Origin of the sequence: Pseudogemmobacter sp. W21_MBD1_M6 (assembly GCF_052119585.1) — a bacterium.
Classification (GTDB): domain Bacteria; phylum Pseudomonadota; class Alphaproteobacteria; order Rhodobacterales; family Rhodobacteraceae; genus JBGQOJ01.
Genome location: NZ_JBGQOJ010000001.1, coordinates 298,451 through 314,041, shown reverse-complemented (window position 1 = coordinate 314,041; position 15,591 = coordinate 298,451). Strand labels below are relative to the sequence as shown.

13 protein-coding genes are annotated in these 15,591 nt (G+C 62.5%); 3 read left to right on the top strand and 10 right to left on the bottom strand.

The annotated features are described in order from the left end of the window. Window positions 1-53: 53 nt before the first annotated feature. From ACEN2R_RS01340 to ACEN2R_RS01330, 3 genes are read right to left on the bottom strand one after another with little or no spacing between them, the layout of a single operon-like run. On the bottom strand, window positions 54-2,402 hold the full coding sequence (locus ACEN2R_RS01340; protein WP_442038436.1) for an aldehyde dehydrogenase family protein: 2,349 nt from the start codon (window positions 2,400-2,402) through the stop codon (window positions 54-56). A 3-nt stretch (window positions 2,403-2,405) separates the two neighbouring features. Next, window positions 2,406-3,437 (bottom strand): deoxyribose-phosphate aldolase, encoded by a 1,032-nt coding sequence (deoC, locus tag ACEN2R_RS01335; RefSeq protein ID WP_442038434.1) that lies wholly within the window; start codon window positions 3,435-3,437, stop codon window positions 2,406-2,408. A gap of 45 nt (window positions 3,438-3,482) precedes the next feature. Then, the gene (locus ACEN2R_RS01330; RefSeq protein ID WP_442038432.1) at window positions 3,483-4,328 is read right to left on the bottom strand and encodes an AraC family transcriptional regulator; all 846 of its coding nucleotides are present in this window, start codon (window positions 4,326-4,328) and stop codon (window positions 3,483-3,485) included. Window positions 4,329-4,470: 142 nt separating this feature from the next. Here ACEN2R_RS01330 and rpe point away from each other — a divergent pair, with 142 nt between their 5' ends. Then, on the top strand, window positions 4,471-5,154 hold the full coding sequence (gene rpe / locus ACEN2R_RS01325) for a ribulose-phosphate 3-epimerase (RefSeq protein WP_442038430.1): 684 nt from the start codon (window positions 4,471-4,473) through the stop codon (window positions 5,152-5,154). Here the strand turns inward: rpe and ACEN2R_RS01320 are convergent. Both ACEN2R_RS01320 and ACEN2R_RS01315 read right to left on the bottom strand, forming a co-directional pair. Further along, complete coding sequence (locus tag ACEN2R_RS01320) at window positions 5,151-5,489, bottom strand: hypothetical protein (RefSeq protein WP_442038428.1); 339 nt, start codon at window positions 5,487-5,489, stop codon at window positions 5,151-5,153. The two genes, rpe and ACEN2R_RS01320, sit on opposite strands and share 4 nt — an antisense overlap. A gap of 81 nt (window positions 5,490-5,570) precedes the next feature. Next, window positions 5,571-6,263, bottom strand: coding sequence for an arylesterase (locus ACEN2R_RS01315; RefSeq protein ID WP_442038426.1), 693 nt, complete (start codon window positions 6,261-6,263; stop codon window positions 5,571-5,573). On the opposite strand from ACEN2R_RS01315, the gene ACEN2R_RS01310 reads away from it, so the two are divergent. Together ACEN2R_RS01310 and ACEN2R_RS01305 are read left to right on the top strand one after the other, a co-directional pair. After that, the gene (locus ACEN2R_RS01310) at window positions 6,262-6,957 is read left to right on the top strand and encodes an ABC transporter ATP-binding protein (protein WP_442038424.1); all 696 of its coding nucleotides are present in this window, start codon (window positions 6,262-6,264) and stop codon (window positions 6,955-6,957) included. The two genes, ACEN2R_RS01315 and ACEN2R_RS01310, sit on opposite strands and share 2 nt — an antisense overlap. Further along, window positions 6,954-9,488 (top strand): ABC transporter permease, encoded by a 2,535-nt coding sequence (locus ACEN2R_RS01305; RefSeq protein WP_442038422.1) that lies wholly within the window; start codon window positions 6,954-6,956, stop codon window positions 9,486-9,488. Before ACEN2R_RS01310 ends, ACEN2R_RS01305 begins: the two co-directional genes overlap by 4 nt. A gap of 81 nt (window positions 9,489-9,569) precedes the next feature. On the opposite strand, the gene xylA is transcribed toward ACEN2R_RS01305, so the two are convergent. From xylA to ACEN2R_RS01280, 5 genes are all read right to left on the bottom strand, one after another. Beyond that, entirely contained in the window at window positions 9,570-10,868 is a 1,299-nt protein-coding gene (xylA, locus tag ACEN2R_RS01300) for a xylose isomerase (protein WP_442038420.1), read from the bottom strand. Then, window positions 10,865-12,304 carry a xylulokinase gene (xylB, locus tag ACEN2R_RS01295; RefSeq protein ID WP_442038418.1) on the bottom strand — a complete coding sequence of 480 codons (1,440 nt, stop codon included), beginning with the start codon at window positions 12,302-12,304 and terminating at the stop codon, window positions 10,865-10,867. The genes xylA and xylB overlap by 4 nt, the downstream gene beginning before the upstream one ends. Further along, window positions 12,304-13,062, bottom strand: a complete 759-nt coding sequence (locus ACEN2R_RS01290) for an ATP-binding cassette domain-containing protein (protein ID WP_442038416.1) — start codon at window positions 13,060-13,062, stop codon at window positions 12,304-12,306. Before ACEN2R_RS01290 ends, xylB begins: the two co-directional genes overlap by 1 nt. An 11-nt stretch (window positions 13,063-13,073) precedes the next feature. Next, window positions 13,074-14,402 carry a sugar ABC transporter permease gene (locus ACEN2R_RS01285; RefSeq protein ID WP_442038414.1) on the bottom strand — a complete coding sequence of 443 codons (1,329 nt, stop codon included), beginning with the start codon at window positions 14,400-14,402 and terminating at the stop codon, window positions 13,074-13,076. 158 nt (window positions 14,403-14,560) lie between these two features. Continuing rightward, on the bottom strand, window positions 14,561-15,586 hold the full coding sequence (locus tag ACEN2R_RS01280; RefSeq protein WP_442038412.1) for a substrate-binding domain-containing protein: 1,026 nt from the start codon (window positions 15,584-15,586) through the stop codon (window positions 14,561-14,563). Window positions 15,587-15,591 lie beyond the last annotated feature (5 nt).

The window sequence follows — 15,591 nt, the reverse complement described above, 5'->3', positions numbered from 1 at the left end:
ACCGTGAACGAAGAAGACACCCTGCCGCGTCTGAACACGGGGCATGGGTTTTGTTATTCGCCGTAAGGCACCCAGATTGTCTTGACCTCGGTCGCCTGCGCCAGAAAGGCGCGGCCTGCGCCTGCGGGGCCGGTCCAGTCACGCGCAAGGCGGTTGTTGACCCATGTGCGCTTCAGGTTTCCGGCGCTTTCCAGTTCAATGGATTTTGACAGGTCGGTCGAGGAAAAGCACCAGACGGCGTCCACGTCCAGATGACCGGCAAGCGGTCTGGCCAGATCGGCATGGGTGCCCGTGACGATATTCACGACACCGGCAGGCACGTCGGACGTGTCAAGCACCTGATAGAAATCGGTGGCGGCCAGCGGATAGGCCTGTGATGGCACCAGAACCGTGCGGTTTCCCATCGCAATTGCCGGTGCCATGGCGGACACAAGGCCCAGCAGGGGGGCGTCATCCGCGCAGATCGCGCCGATCACCCCGAGGGGTTCATTCACGGCGATTGCGATGCCACGGATCGGAACGCCATGCACCTGACCGTCGTATTTGTCGGCCCATGCGGCATAGGTGAACAGGCGGTCGATTGTGGCCTCTACTTCGGTCTTGCCGGATTTTTTGCCGGTCATATCATCGATCCGCTCTGCGAATTCTGTCGCGCGGGCCGAGAGGTTTTCGGCGATGTAATACAGGATCTGCGCCCGCAGGTGGCCGGTTGTCCTTGACCAGCCTTTTGCGGCTTGTGCGGCCTCTACCGCGCCCCGGATGTCTTTGCGGCCGCCAAGACCGACATGCCCCAGAAGAACGCCCTTGGGCGACCATATTGCCTGACTGTAGCCGCCATCGGGGCGCGCCTGTTTGCCGCCGATATAGAGCTTTGCCGTGCGGTCCAGGCCGCGTGTTTCGGGCACGCGCGGTTCTGGCGCTGGGGGGATCGGGGTAAGTGGTTTGGTCCGTCCCTTTGGCTTGGTGTAGGCGCTTAGACCTTCCCATCCGCCCTCGCGGCCAAAGCCGCTTTCGCGGACCCCGCCAAACCCTGCGGCGGCGTCGAACAGGTTGGTGGCATTGACCCAGACAACGCCCGCGACCAGTTTTGGTGCGATGTCGAGCGCGAGGTTGACGTTCTCTGTCCAGACGGTGGCGGCCAGCCCGTAGCGGGTGTTATTAGCGATCTGCACTGCCTCTTCGGGGGTGCGGAAGGTGGTGGCGACAAGGACGGGACCAAAGATTTCCTCCTGCATCAGGCTAGACGAGGGATGCAGTCCAGTGATCAGCGTCGGCAGGTAATAGCAGCCTTGGGCGGGCAGGGCCGTTTTGGCGTGGTAGGTTTCGCCTTCGGAATTTCCGGCCACCATGTCGGTGATGGTTTGCAACTGCACGGGGTCCACGATGGCGCCGACGTCGATGCATTTGTCCATCGGGTTGCCAAGGCGCAGCCCGTCCATGCGGGTTCTCAGCTTGGCGTAGAAGGCATCGGCGATGCCTTCTTGCACGATCAGGCGCGATCCGGCGCAGCAGACCTGCCCCTGATTGAACCAGATCGCATCGACCAGACCCTCGATCGCACTGTCGATATCGGCGTCGTCAAAGACGATGTAGGGTGATTTTCCGCCCAGTTCCAACGACAGCGCCTTGCCCGATCCTGCGGTCGCCTCGCGGATACGTCGCCCGACAGCGGTCGATCCGGTAAAGGCGATCTTGTCGATGTCGTCGTGATTGACGATCATCTCGCCCACGGCGCCATCGCCGGTGACGATGTTGACCACGCCCTTTGGCAGGCCCGCCTGCGTGCAGATTTCGGCAAAAAGCAGCGCGGTCAGAGAGGTGTATTCCGCAGGTTTCAGGACCACGGTGTTTCCCATCGCCAGCGCGGGCGCGATTTTCCACGCCAGCATCAGCAGGGGAAAGTTCCACGGGATGATCTGGCCGCAAACGCCCAAGGGGGCGGCGTCGGGCAGTTCTGTGTCCATCAGTTGCGCCATGCCCGCGTGGTAATAAAAGTGACGCTGGGCAAGGGGGATGTCGATGTCGCGGCTTTCGCGGATCGGTTTGCCGTTGTCGAGCGTTTCCAGCACAGCCAACAGGCGGCTGTGTTTTTGCATCAGGCGGGCGATGGCATAAAGGATGCGCGCCCGGCCATGGCCGCCCAGCTTTGCCCATTTCGGTTGCGCCTTGCGGGCGGCGCGAACGGCGGCGTTCACGTCATCCGCTGTGGCCTGCGACAGGGTTGCCAGCACGTCGCCCGTGGCGGGGTTGCGGCTGTCGAAGCCATCGGTGGGTGCGGTGAACCGGCCGTCGATGAAATGACCGAACCGGTCCCCGCGGTCGACCAGCCAGGCCAGTGCCCCTGTGGCGTCTTCGGGGGCGGGGCCGTAGTCCATGCTGTCGAAAATCTGTTTAACGGTCATGGGTTATCCAATCGGGTGGCGGTGGGCGGCGGAATAGCGGCCGGTGATATGGTGCTCCAGCTGACGCTCAATATCCCCCAGAAGCGACGAGGCACCGAAGCGGAACAAGTCGGGTTGCAGCCAGCGCGTGCCAAGCTCGTCCTTGATCAGTGAAAGATAGACAAGCGCGTCCTTGGCCTTGGAAATGCCGCCTGCGGGTTTGTATCCGATACGGTAGCCGGTGATGTCATGGTAGTCGCGCAGGGCGCGGATCATGGTCAGGGACACGGGCAGGGTCGCGTTGACGGGTTCCTTGCCGGTCGAGGTCTTGATGAAATCGGCACCGGCCATCATACAGACAAGGCTGGCCCTGGCGACATTCCGCAGGGTGCCAAGTTCGCCGGTCGCAAGGATCGCCTTGACGTGAGCCTCGCCGCAGGCCGCACGAAAGGCGCGCATTTCATCATACAGCGCCTGCCAGTTTCCGGTCAGCGCGTGGCGGCGGGAAATGACGATGTCGATCTCTTTTGCGCCAGCTTTCACCGAACTGCGGATCTCTTCCACCCGCAGGTGGAACGGCGACAGACCCGCAGGAAAGCCCGTGGAAACGGCGGCGACGGGAATGCCCGTGCCCGTCAAGGCATCCACGGCGGTTTCGACCATGTCGTGATAGACGCAGACGGCACCGGTTGTGATTTCCGGCATCCCCAAGGCGGCAAGGATATCGGCGCGCACCGGCTGCGCCGCCTTGGCGCACAGGCGGCGCACGCGGCCAGCGGTATCGTCACCGGACAGTGTGGTCAGGTCGATCAACGTGATGGCCTTTAGCAGCCAGGCCGCCTGATAGTCTTTTTTCACCGACCTGCGACCGGGCAGCGATGCGCAGCGGCGCTCGATCGCAGAGGTATTGGCCTGCACGCGGGCGACCCGGTCCAGATCCAGTTCCATGCCGGGATTGCGCGGCTCATGCACCTGCGGCAGATGCCCGCGCGTGGTGGTCGGCGCTGTCGCCTTCAGATCGGTTTGCACGGTTGCACGCTCCCATTCATTCGGCATGAACGATGCACCGGTTCCCTGCGCAGCGCAAGTTTGACCAAGCGGTCAAAGCGGTGAAATGACGTCGCGCTGGTATTTGGTGCGGAACTGTTTCGGCGTCATGCCATGGGCCTCGCGGAACAGGCGGTGAAAATGGCTCATGTTGGGGATGCCGATGTCGGTTGCGATTTCGGACAAGGCATCGCCTGTGCCGGTCAGACGCCGCGCGGCGTGATCCATGCGGACAGTGTTGATATAGTCGGTCGGGGTGGTGTGCATATATTTTTGCACCATGCGGCTGACGTGGGCGTGCGCGCGACCCGCAACGCGCACCAGACCCGCTGCACCGTCGCTGAACACTTCGGGGGATTGCGCGGCAAGGCAGGCGTCGCGCAGCCATGTCGGCAGACCGTCGGGCAGGCGCGGCGCGTCGCCGATGATCGCGGTGCACAGCGACAGGACAAAGGCCTCTGCCCGCAGGCGGCTGCGCGGTCCACGTTCCAGCAGCAGCGCGTCATGGCTAAGGCTGGCAAGTTGGCGCATGTCGCGGTGATGCCGGGCGGGAAGGGTGCCGTCCTGCCAGAAGAACCTGTTCGCCAGTTCAGGAAAGCGGATGATCAGGCCGACAACAAGATCCGGGGCCAGAATCAGGTTCACCAGACGGGTTTCGTCCTCCAGCCCTTGCAGGCTGTGGGTGTCGTCGGGGCGGATGAAGACGATCTGGCCTTCTGACAGCTCGTGTTTCTCGCCGTTGATTCTATGGCGGGCGCGACCGTTCTGAATCCAGAAAACCTCGAAATAATCGTGGTTATGCGGGCCCTTGGGGGCGGATCGCGGCAAAACCGCCCGCGTCATGTGGAAAACATCGCCAAGGCGAAGGATGTCGGAATGGTGCAGGGTGCGTGTGGTCATGGGATCAAATTACCATAGGAAACCGGCAAGTGGCAGGGGCGATAGGGCCTCAATTGTCGCAGGTCTGATGATGCAACGGGGGCGTGACTCTGGCCCCGCATCTGCGGTATCAAGCGACAAATTCCGTGGATGGAGCTGCCCCATGACCTTTTCCCGTTCGATCAAGATCGCGCCGTCGATCCTATCCGCCGATTTTGCCAACTTCGGGTTGGAATGCGAGGCGATCGAGGCGCAGGGCGCCGATTGGGTCCATGTCGATGTGATGGACGGGCATTTTGTGCCCAATATCACCTTCGGCCCTGCCACCTGCGCCGCGATCCGCCCGCACATCAAGGGCGTGATGGACGTGCATCTGATGATTGCGCCGGTTGACCCCTATATCGAGGCGTTCGCGCAGGCGGGGGCCGATGTGATCACCGCCCATGTCGAGGCCGGCCCGCATATTCACCGCACCTTGCAGGCCATTCGCGGCGCTGGGGCAAAGGCCGGCGTGGCATTGAACCCCGGCACCCCTGCCGAGCATATCGAGTATCTTCTGGATATGGTCGATCTGGTCTGCGTGATGACGGTGAACCCCGGTTTTGGCGGGCAGAAGTTCATTCACAGTCAGGTCGAAAAGGTGCGCAAGTTGCGCGCGATGATCGGCGACCGCGAGATCCACATCGAGATTGACGGCGGTGTAACCCCTGAAACCGCACCTTTGGTGGTTGCGGCGGGCGCGGATGTTCTGGTTGCGGGATCGGCCGTGTTCAAGGGCGGGTCGGTCGGCAACCCATCCCCCTACGGCGAGAATATCCGCGCGATCCGCGCTGCGTCAAAGGTTTAAAGCGTCAGGAAATAGGGATCATGGTCGGCCCAGTAACTGGCCAGATCCTGCGCTGTTTCCATGCGAAGGCCAAGGTGCCGCATCGCATACATGTCGGTCCCCAATAGCGCTGCCATCTGATAGGCCCGCGCAGAAACTTTCCGCGAGGGGCTGGATTGGTCGAACATCCCCTCTATCGCGGCGGCGGCGCTGACGACGGCAAAGGGGATGTCCTCTATGTCGACGGTGGGCCACAGACGAACAAGCTCACGCACAACGCTGCGCCATCCATTGGCATTGGCCAACACATGTTCGATTGCGAAATGCGTCATCTGTTCAATTGTTTCGGTGGCCATATCACATTGCCCGATAATACGAGGACGGACATTGCACGCGAATCGTCCGGTGGCAAAGGACAAGATTCCGGCTCCGGGCTGTCACTTTGCCTTTGCGATTAGCGCCAGAACGCTTGGGCCAAGGGTTTCCACTATGCGCGTGACGCCGTCCTTTGCCGGATGAATGCCATCGGGTTGCATCAGGGTCCGGTCCACCATTGGGGGATTATCCCCGTCCGAGAGGGGCCGAAAGAAGTTCGGAAACAATAGCGCGTCATAGGTTTTTGCCAGATCGGGATAGATCGCATCGAACGCCTGTTTGTAGTCGGGGCCATAGTTTCCGGGGGCCGCAAGCCCGACCAGAAGCACGGGCAGGCGGTCCTGAGCCGCTGTAGCAAGGATTGCGTCAAGATTGGCGCGGGCGGTTGCCGGATCGATGCCGCGCAGCATGTCATTGCCGCCAAGATTGACGATCAGCGCGTCCACGTCAGGGGTCAGGGTCCAGCCCAGCCGGGCCAGCCCGCCTGCGGTTGTGTCGCCCGACACGCCCGCGTTCAGCACTTTGGCATCGGCGCCTTTCGCGTCAAGCCAGCCCTGCAACTGCGGCACGAACCCGTCGCTGGACGGCAGGCCGTAGCCCTGCGTCAGGCTATCGCCAAGGGCCGCAATGGTCACAGTTCCGGCAAATACAGGGGTTTGAAGCCCGATCAGCAGCACAAGTGCCGCAATCAGCTTGCGCAACGGGCTGCGCGACCCATATCGAAGGCGACGCAGGACTCGAAGGACGGTATTCATGACAACCCCAATTCTCTCTCTTACAAACACGTGCCTGACACTGGACGGAAATGCAGGTCCGGTCGAGATACTCAAGGGGATCTCACTGGATGTTGAAGAGGGGGAAACATTGGGGCTGGTCGGGCCGTCCGGCTCTGGCAAATCCTCGCTGTTGATGCTGATGGGCGGTTTGGAACGCGCGACAGGCGGTCAGGTGATGGCGCTTGGGCACGATCTGACGCTGATGAACGAAGACGCGCTGGCGCGGTTTCGCCGGGACAGCATGGGGGTCGTGTTCCAGTCGTTCCATCTGATCCCGACGATGACCGCGCTTGAAAATGTGGCGACGCCGCTGGAACTGGCTGGTGTCCGCGATGCGTTCGACCGCGCGGCGGACGAGTTGCGATCCGTTGGTCTTGGTGCCCGCATGGATCACTATCCCGCGCAGATGTCCGGTGGCGAACAACAGCGCGTGGCCCTTGCCCGTGCCGCCGCCCCCCGGCCCAGAATCTTTCTGGCGGACGAACCGACCGGGAACCTTGACGGGGCCACGGGTGATACAATTATCGACCTGCTGTTCGATCTGCGCGACCGTCACGGCGCGACTCTGGTGATGGTGACACATGCCCCCGAACTTGCCGCGCGGTGTGATCGCGTGGTGCATCTGCGCGATGGCCGGATAGAGGTCGACGCGATCCGGCAGGTTGCGGAATGAGCGTGACCGCCGCCGCCCGAATAGCGCGGCGTGAATTGCGCGGGGGCCTTGGCGGGTTCAAGATTTTTCTTGCCTGCCTTGCGCTGGGGGTTGCTGCCATTGCCGCCGTCGGCACCGTAAGGTCCGGCATAGAGGCAGGCCTTGCCCGCGAAGGCGCCGCCCTTTTGGGGGGCGACGCCGAAATGGAATTCACCTACCGCTATGCCAATGAGGCAGAGCGCGCATGGATGTCCCGGACAGCCGATGCCGTGTCAGAGGTGATCGATTTCCGGTCGATGGCGGTCAAGGGCGAGGGCGACAGCGCAGAGCGCGGGTTGACACAGGTCAAGGCGGTCGATGACGCCTATCCGCTGATCGGCACGGTCGGGCTGGACCCTGCGATGCCCCTTGCACAGGCCTTGGCGGTGCAGGACGGGCTGCCCGGCGGCGTGATGGAGCGCGTTCTGGCCGACCGTCTGGGCCTGAAGACAGGCGAGACATTTCAACTTGGCACACAGGCGTTCCGTTTGTCGGCAATCCTGACGCGCGAACCCGACAGTTCGGCGGGTGGGTTCTCTCTTGGACCGCGGGTGATTGTCCGAAGTGCGGCATTGGCCGACGCGGGGCTTTTGTCGGCGGGGTCCCTGTTCGAGACGAAATACCGGCTGGATCTTCCGTCCGGCGCCGATCTGGACGCGCTGGAAACCTCTGCCGAGGCCACATTTCGGGACACCGGAATGCGCTGGCGCGACAGCCGCAACGGCGCCCCCGGCATCCAACGGTTTGTGGACCGGATCGCGGCGTTTCTGGTTCTGGTCGGGTTGGCGGGGTTGGCTGTTGGCGGTGTTGGTGTGTCCGCCGTTGTGCGCGCCTATATCGCGGGCAAGACCGGCGTGATCGCAACGCTGAAAACGCTGGGCGCCGACCGGCAGACCATTTTCCTGTCCTATCTGATGCAGATCGCGGTTCTGACCGTCATCGGGGTCGGCATCGGGCTGTTTCTGGGGGCCGCATTGCCGCTGGCGTTTGCGCCGCTGATCGAGGCGGCGCTGCCGGTTCCGGCAGAGTTTGGCGTGCAATGGGGCGCCTTGGCAGAGGCCGCGCTGTACGGCGGGCTGACCGCGTTTTTGTTTGCGCTGTGGCCCTTGGCCCAAACCGAGGAAATCCGGGCGGCGGCCCTGTTCCGGGATGCCTTTGGCACCGTCAGCGGCTGGCCGCGCCCCCGTTACGTCGTCACAACCGCGCTGTTGTTCGCCGTCCTTGTGGGGGCTGCGGCGGTCTTGTCGGGCACGCCGGCACTGGCGCTCTGGACGGCGCTGGGCATCGTCGGATCTCTCCTTGCCCTCTGGATTGTCGCGCTTGGCGTGCGGACACTGGCAAAGCGGCTGGCGGGGCTGAAGGGTCTGCGCGGACACACCGCCCTTCGGCTGGCGCTTGGCGCGATCGGTGGCCCGCGCGAAGAGGCCACATCGGTGATCCTGTCGCTTGGTCTTGGCCTGACCGTGCTGGCCGCGATCGGGCAGATCGACACCAACCTGCGCAGCGCGATCGACCGCGATCTGCCCAAGGTCGCGCCGACCTATTTCTTTGTGGATATCCAGACCGACCAACTGGACGGTTTCAACGCGCGGCTGGCGTCCGATCCGGGGGTCAGCAAGGTGCAAAGCGCGCCGATGCTGCGCGGCGTGATCACCCAGATCAACGGTCGCCCCGCCCGCGAGGTGGCAGGCGACCACTGGGTCGTGCGGGGTGATCGCGGGGTCACCTATGCCGATCGTCCATCCCCTGAAACCAGGGTCATAGCCGGCGAATGGTGGCCCGAGAATTACGAGGGCCCCCCTGTCATCAGCTTTGCCGCCGAAGAGGCCGAAGAGATGGGGCTGACGCTGGGCGATACCATCACCACCAACATTCTTGGGCGCGACATTACCGCGACGATCACCAGCTTGCGCCAGGTGGATTTCTCGACCGCGGGGATCGGTTTCGTCATGACCCTGAACCCGCAGGCCCTGCAAGGTGCGCCGCATACCCATATCGCAACGGTCTATGCGACAGCCGGGTCCGAGGGAAAGATCCTGCGCGATCTGGCGGGGGCTTATCCCAATATCACCGCGATCCGGGTAAAGGATGCCATCGACCGGGTGACTGTGGCCCTTGGCAGTCTGGCGGCGGCGGTGTCTTACGGTGCGGCTGCCACGTTGTTGACGGGCTTCATCGTGCTGATCGGGGCTGCGGCAACCAGCGAAAAGGCGCGCGTCTACGAGGCGGCGATCCTGAAAACCCTTGGCGCCAGCCGCGCCACCATCCTGACCAGCTTTGCGCTTCGGTCGGCCCTGCTGGGGGCGGCTGCCGGATTGGTGGCACTGGCGGCAGGAACCACGGCGGCCTGGGCGGTGATGCGCTTTGTGATGGAGGCAGATTTCCACATCGCATGGCGCCCCGCGCTTGCCATCGTGGCGGGGGGAATTGCCGCGACATTGCTGGCGGGGCTGGCCTTTGCCTGGCGTCCGTTGGCCGCGCGGCCCGCGCAGGTTCTAAGGGCGCGCGAATAGGTTTCTTTGTTCTTTGAAAATCCCCGCCGGAGGCGGACAATCTTTTCAAAAAAGATTGATCTTCGGCGGGGACAGTGCCGTTCAAACGAAGCGGTTGACGAGGTTCTCCAGGACTTCCTGTTGTCCCGACCGTGGCTGCGGATTGATACCTTTGGCCAGCACATCGGCGGTGATGCTGTCGAGCGTGCCGTTGTGCAGCATTGCTTGTGCCTCGGCTGTGTCCCATCCCGCATAGCGGGCGGCGCGGGCGTTTTCCAATCCGCCGTCCATCAGCATCGCGGCCGCCGCCTTCAACCCCCGCGCGCAGACATCCATACCCCCGACATGCGCCGCGATCAGATCCACCGGATCCAGCGATTGGCGCCGCAGTTTCGCGTCGAAGTTGGTGCCGCCAGTGGTAAAGCCGCCTGATTTCAGGATCTCGTAGTAGGCCAGCGCCACTTCGGGCACGTTGTTCGGGAACTGGTCTGTGTCCCAGCCCGACTGATAGTCATTGCGGTTCATGTCGATCGAGCCAAGCAACCCCAGCGAGGTGGCCATGGCGATCTCATGCTCGAAACTGTGGCCCGCAAGGATCGCATGGCCCTGTTCGAGGTTCAGCTTCACTTCCTCCTCCAGCCCGTATTTCTTGAGGAATCCGTAAACTGTCGCGACATCATAGTCATATTGGTGCTTTGTCGGCTCCTGCGGTTTAGGCTCGATCAGGATCGCCCCTTTGAAACCGATCTTGTGCTTGTAATCGACAACCTTCGACAGGAATTGCCCCATCTGTTCGCTTTCACGCCTCAGATCGGTGTTCAGCAGCGTCTCATAGCCTTCGCGCCCGCCCCAAAGAACATAGTTCTCTCCGCCCAGCTTTTGGGTGGCGTCCATGCAGGTTTTCACGGTGGCGGCGCTAAAGGCAAAAACATCGGGGTCGGGGTTGCTGGCGGCCCCGGACATAAAGCGGCGATGCGAGAACAGATTGGCCGTGCCCCACAAAAGTTTCGGCCCGCCGTCGGCCATTTTCTGGCCAAGATAATCAACCATCTCTTCCAGATTGCGGGTGTTTTCCGCGAAATCGGCACCTTCGGGGCGCATATCGGCGTCGTGGAAACAGTAGTAGGGCGCGCCAAGGATATTGAACATTTCAAAGGCGGCGTCGGCCTTCAGCTTGGCATGGTCCATCGTGTCACCGAACCACGGGCGATCAAACGTCTGGCCGCCGAAGGGGTCGCCGCCCTGCCACGCGAAATTGTGCCACCAGCAGATCGCAAAGCGCAGATGGTCCTCCATCCGCTTGCCCATCACGACCTCTTCGGGATTGTAGTGGCGATAGGCCAGCCCGTCTGCATCGGGGTCAAAGCGCACGGGATCGATATTATGGAAGTAGACGCTCATGACAGGCTCCTGATGGCGGTATAGGCTGATTTATAACGGGCATGGCCCGCGTCGAAGGCCAGAACAAGGGATTGATCGGGCTGGATAATGCGGGCAATGGCGGGCTTGTGGGCAATTTCCTCGCCCGCGCCGGTGGCCGCCATCATACCCAGACGTGCGGCCCCGAAGGCGCCGCCGAAGTCGCCCGCGACGGGGACGTTGATCGGGGTATCCAGCGCGGTTGCAAGGGCCGACAGCCAATAGTCGGATTTGCTGCCGCCGCCGATCGCGATCAGATCGGTGATCCGGGTGCCGGTCGCGGCCAGCGCGTCGCGGCTGTCGCGGATGGCGTAGGTCACGCCTTCAAGGATGGCGCGGGCGCCTGCGGCGGTATCGGTCGCGTGTTCCAGCCCCAGAAACGCGCCGCGCACGGTGGCGTCGTTGTGCGGGGTGCGTTCGCCACCAAGATAGGGCAGGAACAGCGGGCGGTTGGGGGCGGCAAGCGGGCCAAGATTTCCGGTGAGTGCGGCGGCGGATTGCCCGGTCAGCCGGGCGAACCATTCCAGCGCATCGGCAGCGGCAAGGATCACCCCCATCTGGTGCCAACGGGCAGGCAGGCAGTGGCAAAACGTATGCACGGCGGTGGCCGGATCGGGTTGATAGCCGTCATTGGCGGCCAGCAGAACGCCGGAGGTCCCCAACGAGATAAAGGCGTCACCGGCCTTGACCACGCCAACGCCAATGGCAGAGGCGGCATTGTCGCCGCCCCCACCCGCAACAACGGTTCGGCCGGGCATAGACCAGCGGCTGGCAAGGGCGGGCCGCAGGGTGCCGGACACGGCAGAGCCTTCGACAAGGCGGGGCATCTGGGCGCGGGTCAGACCCGTGGCGGACAAAAGCGCATCGGACCAATCGCGCGCGCCGGTGTCCAGCCAGCTGGTTCCGGCGGCATCCGACATCTCTGCCACATGTTCGCCGGTCAGCCACAGCCGCAGGTAGTCTTTGGGCAACAGGACTTTTGCGACACGGTCGAAGACCTGCGGTTCGTTCAATGCGACCCATGCCAGTTTCGGCGCGGTGAAACCGGGGAAAACGATGTTGCCGGTGATCCGCCGGAACTGCGGGTCTGCGTCCATTGCGGCGGCTTCGGCGTGACTGCGGGTGTCGTTCCACAGGATGCAGGGGCGAAGAACCTGATCCGAGGAATCCAGCAAGACGGCACCATGCATCTGGCCCGACAGCCCGATGCCCGATACGTCTTTCAACGAATGTCGGGCCGCCAGAGTGTCCAGCGCGTGTTCCGCAGCCGCGATCCAGTCGCTTGGTGCCTGTTCGGACCACCCCGCATGCGGGCGGCTGACCTTGAGCGGTGCATTTGCTTCCGCGACCACCCGCTGGTCCGGTGTCATCAGGACCGCCTTCAGCCCTGATGTGCCCAAATCGAGGCCGATGAACATTACGCGGCCCTTTCGGGGCTTTTGCCCAGAATGATCATCCCGAGGATTTCCTCGTCCGTCACCTCGTCCACATTCACTGTCCCGACAAGCTGTCCGTTTTTCATCACCGAGGCCCGGTCACAAAGGTTCATGACGTTGTGAATGTCATGTTCGATCAGGAAAATGCCAAGGCCCTGTGCCTTCAGTTCCTGGATCAGTTCCGCGACCATCTGGGTTTCATGCGGACCAAGGGCCGCTGTCGGCTCGTCCATGATCAGGATCTGCGCGTTGAAATACACCGCCCTTGCGATGGCCACCGACTGCCGCTGACCACCCGATAGCGCCGACACCGGCACATTGAACTTTTTGAAGTTCGGGTTGAGCCGCGCCATGATCTTGCGCGTCTCCGCCTCCATCTTGGAATCGTCGACAAAGCCAAGCGAATTCACCAGTTCGCGCCCGAGAAACAGGTTGGACGCGGCATCCAGGTTATCGGCCAGCGCCAGTGTCTGGTAGATCGTTTCGATGTTGTGCCCGCGGGCGTCGCGGGGGTTGTTGATCTCGACCTTCTGGCCATTGATCAGAATGTCACCGTGATCTGCCTGATAGGCACCCGACAGGCATTTGATCAGGGTCGATTTTCCGGCGCCGTTGTGGCCCAGAAGACCAACCACTTCGCCGGGGTAAAGATCGACGGTGACATGATCGACAGCCTTGATACCGCCGAACGAGATCGAGATATTGCGCAACTCGACCAGAGGAGTTCCTTTGTTGGCCATGGTGGTCTCCTTCATTTCGATGTCCGGCGGTAGAGGTTGTCGAGATAGACGGCCATGACAAGGACCGAACCGACGACGATTTGCTGGATGGCGGTGTCAAATCCGATCAGCACCATTCCGGTTTGCAACGACTGCATCACCAGCGCCCCAAGGATCGCGCCGTAGATGGTGCCAAGCCCGCCACCCAGAGAGGTGCCGCCGATCACCGCTGCGGCGATCACGTAAAGCTCGTCGAACACCCCCAGCGCATTGGTTGCAGAGTTCAGGCGGGCCGAGGCGACCGCGCCCGAAAGCCCGGCAAGCATACCCATAAGGGTGAAGATCTTCATCGTCATCCAGCGGGTGTTGATACCGGCAAGGGCGGCGGCCTCGGGGTTGCCACCGATGGCGAACACATAGCGGCCAAAGCGGGTGCGGGTCATCAGGATGGTCATCAGAATGCCGACAACGATCAGGATCAGGACGGGAATTGCAAAGCCGTGGCTGATGAACAGGCCCTCGGGGGGGACGGTCAGGTTGTTGGCTTTGGCATAGGCATTCACGATCCCCTTGGGCCAGGGATAGGCGTTGACCAGCAGCACCGCGCCGATAATCATGCCGCATCCAAGGATGCCCAGAAACGCCTCGGCCCACAGGGGGCGAAGTCTGAAATCATGCAATTGGCGCTGCTTGCGCCCGGATCGCAGCATCCACAGCACACCGATGCAGGCAAGGATGCCTACGATCCAGCTGCCGGTCGAGCCGACAGCCCCGTAAGGCCCGCCGCCCAGCAGCGCAAAGGTCGGATCGACAGGGGAAATCGTGCGGCCCCCGGCGGCCAGAAACGCACAGCCGCGCCAGACCAGAAGGCCGCCCAGCGTAACGATGAAGGCAGGGATGCCGCGATAGGCGATCAGCCAGCCATGGAACGACCCGATGATCCCGCCACAGACGATGCCGACGACAATGGTGATCATCCAGATGACCGGACTGCCAAGCCCCAGGACTTGCGGCAGCAGTTGCACCTGCACCAGCCCCATGATCATCGCGGTCAGGCCCAGCACGGCGCCGACCGACAGATCGATGTTGCGGGTGATGATGACCAGCACCATTCCGGTGGCCATGATCCCGATCGAGGAGGTCTGAACCGACAGGTTCCACAGGTTGCGCGGTGTCAGAAACGCGCCGTAGCCATTGACGATGGCGCCATAGAAGTGAAACCCGATCCAGATGAGCGCCAGAGCGCCGATCATGCCCACAAGGCGGGTGTCAATCTCGGTCGCACGCAAAAAACGGGTGACGGGGCTTAGGCTCTGCTCGCTCGAGGCGGGTTTCGGGGTCGGGATGGGTGTATCGGTCATATCCGGGTCCAGCGCTTTACAGGGGAATGAGTTGCGGGCGGGGCCAAGGCCGGTATCAGGCCAAAGGGCCACGCGGGCACATGCAATTCATCAGCCGGTTCATGGAAGGGGAAGAACCGGCGCCGACCGATTGGCCGACGCCGGAGGACGCTAAGCCGTTACTGGCAAGCAGCAACGTCGGGCATCGCACCTTCGCAGGCCATCTCTTTGGAGATGTGGCCAGCGTCGATTGCGGTGCCGAGTGTCTCTTTGGTGATCGGAGTCGGGGACAGCAGGATTGCGCTCATTTCAACGCCCTTTTCGCCGCCGTTGAACATCGTGGCACCGGGAACGCTATCCAGAGCAGCACCGCCGGCCAGCGCAGAGGCGATCTCGCCCGCAGCTTTGCCCAGTTGACGGCTGTCCTTCCAGACCGAAACGGTCTGCGATCCGCGTGCAACACGGTTGATCGCGGCAAGGTCACCATCCTGGCCACCGACCGGAATCACCAGACCCTGAGCGGCAAGCGCTGCCACAACACCACCGGCCATACCGTCGTTTTCGGCCAGAACGGCGTCAACGGCGTTGTTGTTGGCGGTCAGGATCTGCTCCATGTTCTTCTGGGCGTTCTCTGGCTTCCAGCCGTCCGAGAATGCCTCGCCGACGATCTTGATCTTGCCTGCGGCAACATCATCGCCGATCACTTCCATCATGCCTTCCAGCAGGAACGCGGCGTTCGGATCGCCCGGATCGCCCTTGATGATCGCATAGTTGCCTTCTGGCTGAACGGCAGACACGGTTTCCGCGATGATGCGGCCCACGCCCTTGTTGTCGAAGGTCAGATAGAAGGTGCGCGCGTCTTCGATCAGACGGTCATAGCCGACCATTGGAATGCCTTCGGCCGCAGCTTTGTCGATAGCAGGCCCGATCGCATCTTTGTCCCATGCGTTGATAATCAGCGCGTCGGCACCCTGTGTGATCAGCGCCTCGATGTCGGTCAGCTGCTTGGCCGAGGACGACTGCGCGTCAGCGGAAATATAGGTGTCGCCTGCGGCTTCGATTGCGGCCTTCATTGCGGCCTCGTCGATTTTCCAGCGCTCTTCCTGGAAACTGGCCCAGCTTACGCCGATTTTCTTGCCTTCAGCATGTGCGGAAAAAGATGTGGCGGCAGCAATGGCTGCGGCCAGCATGAATGCATTACGCATAAAGT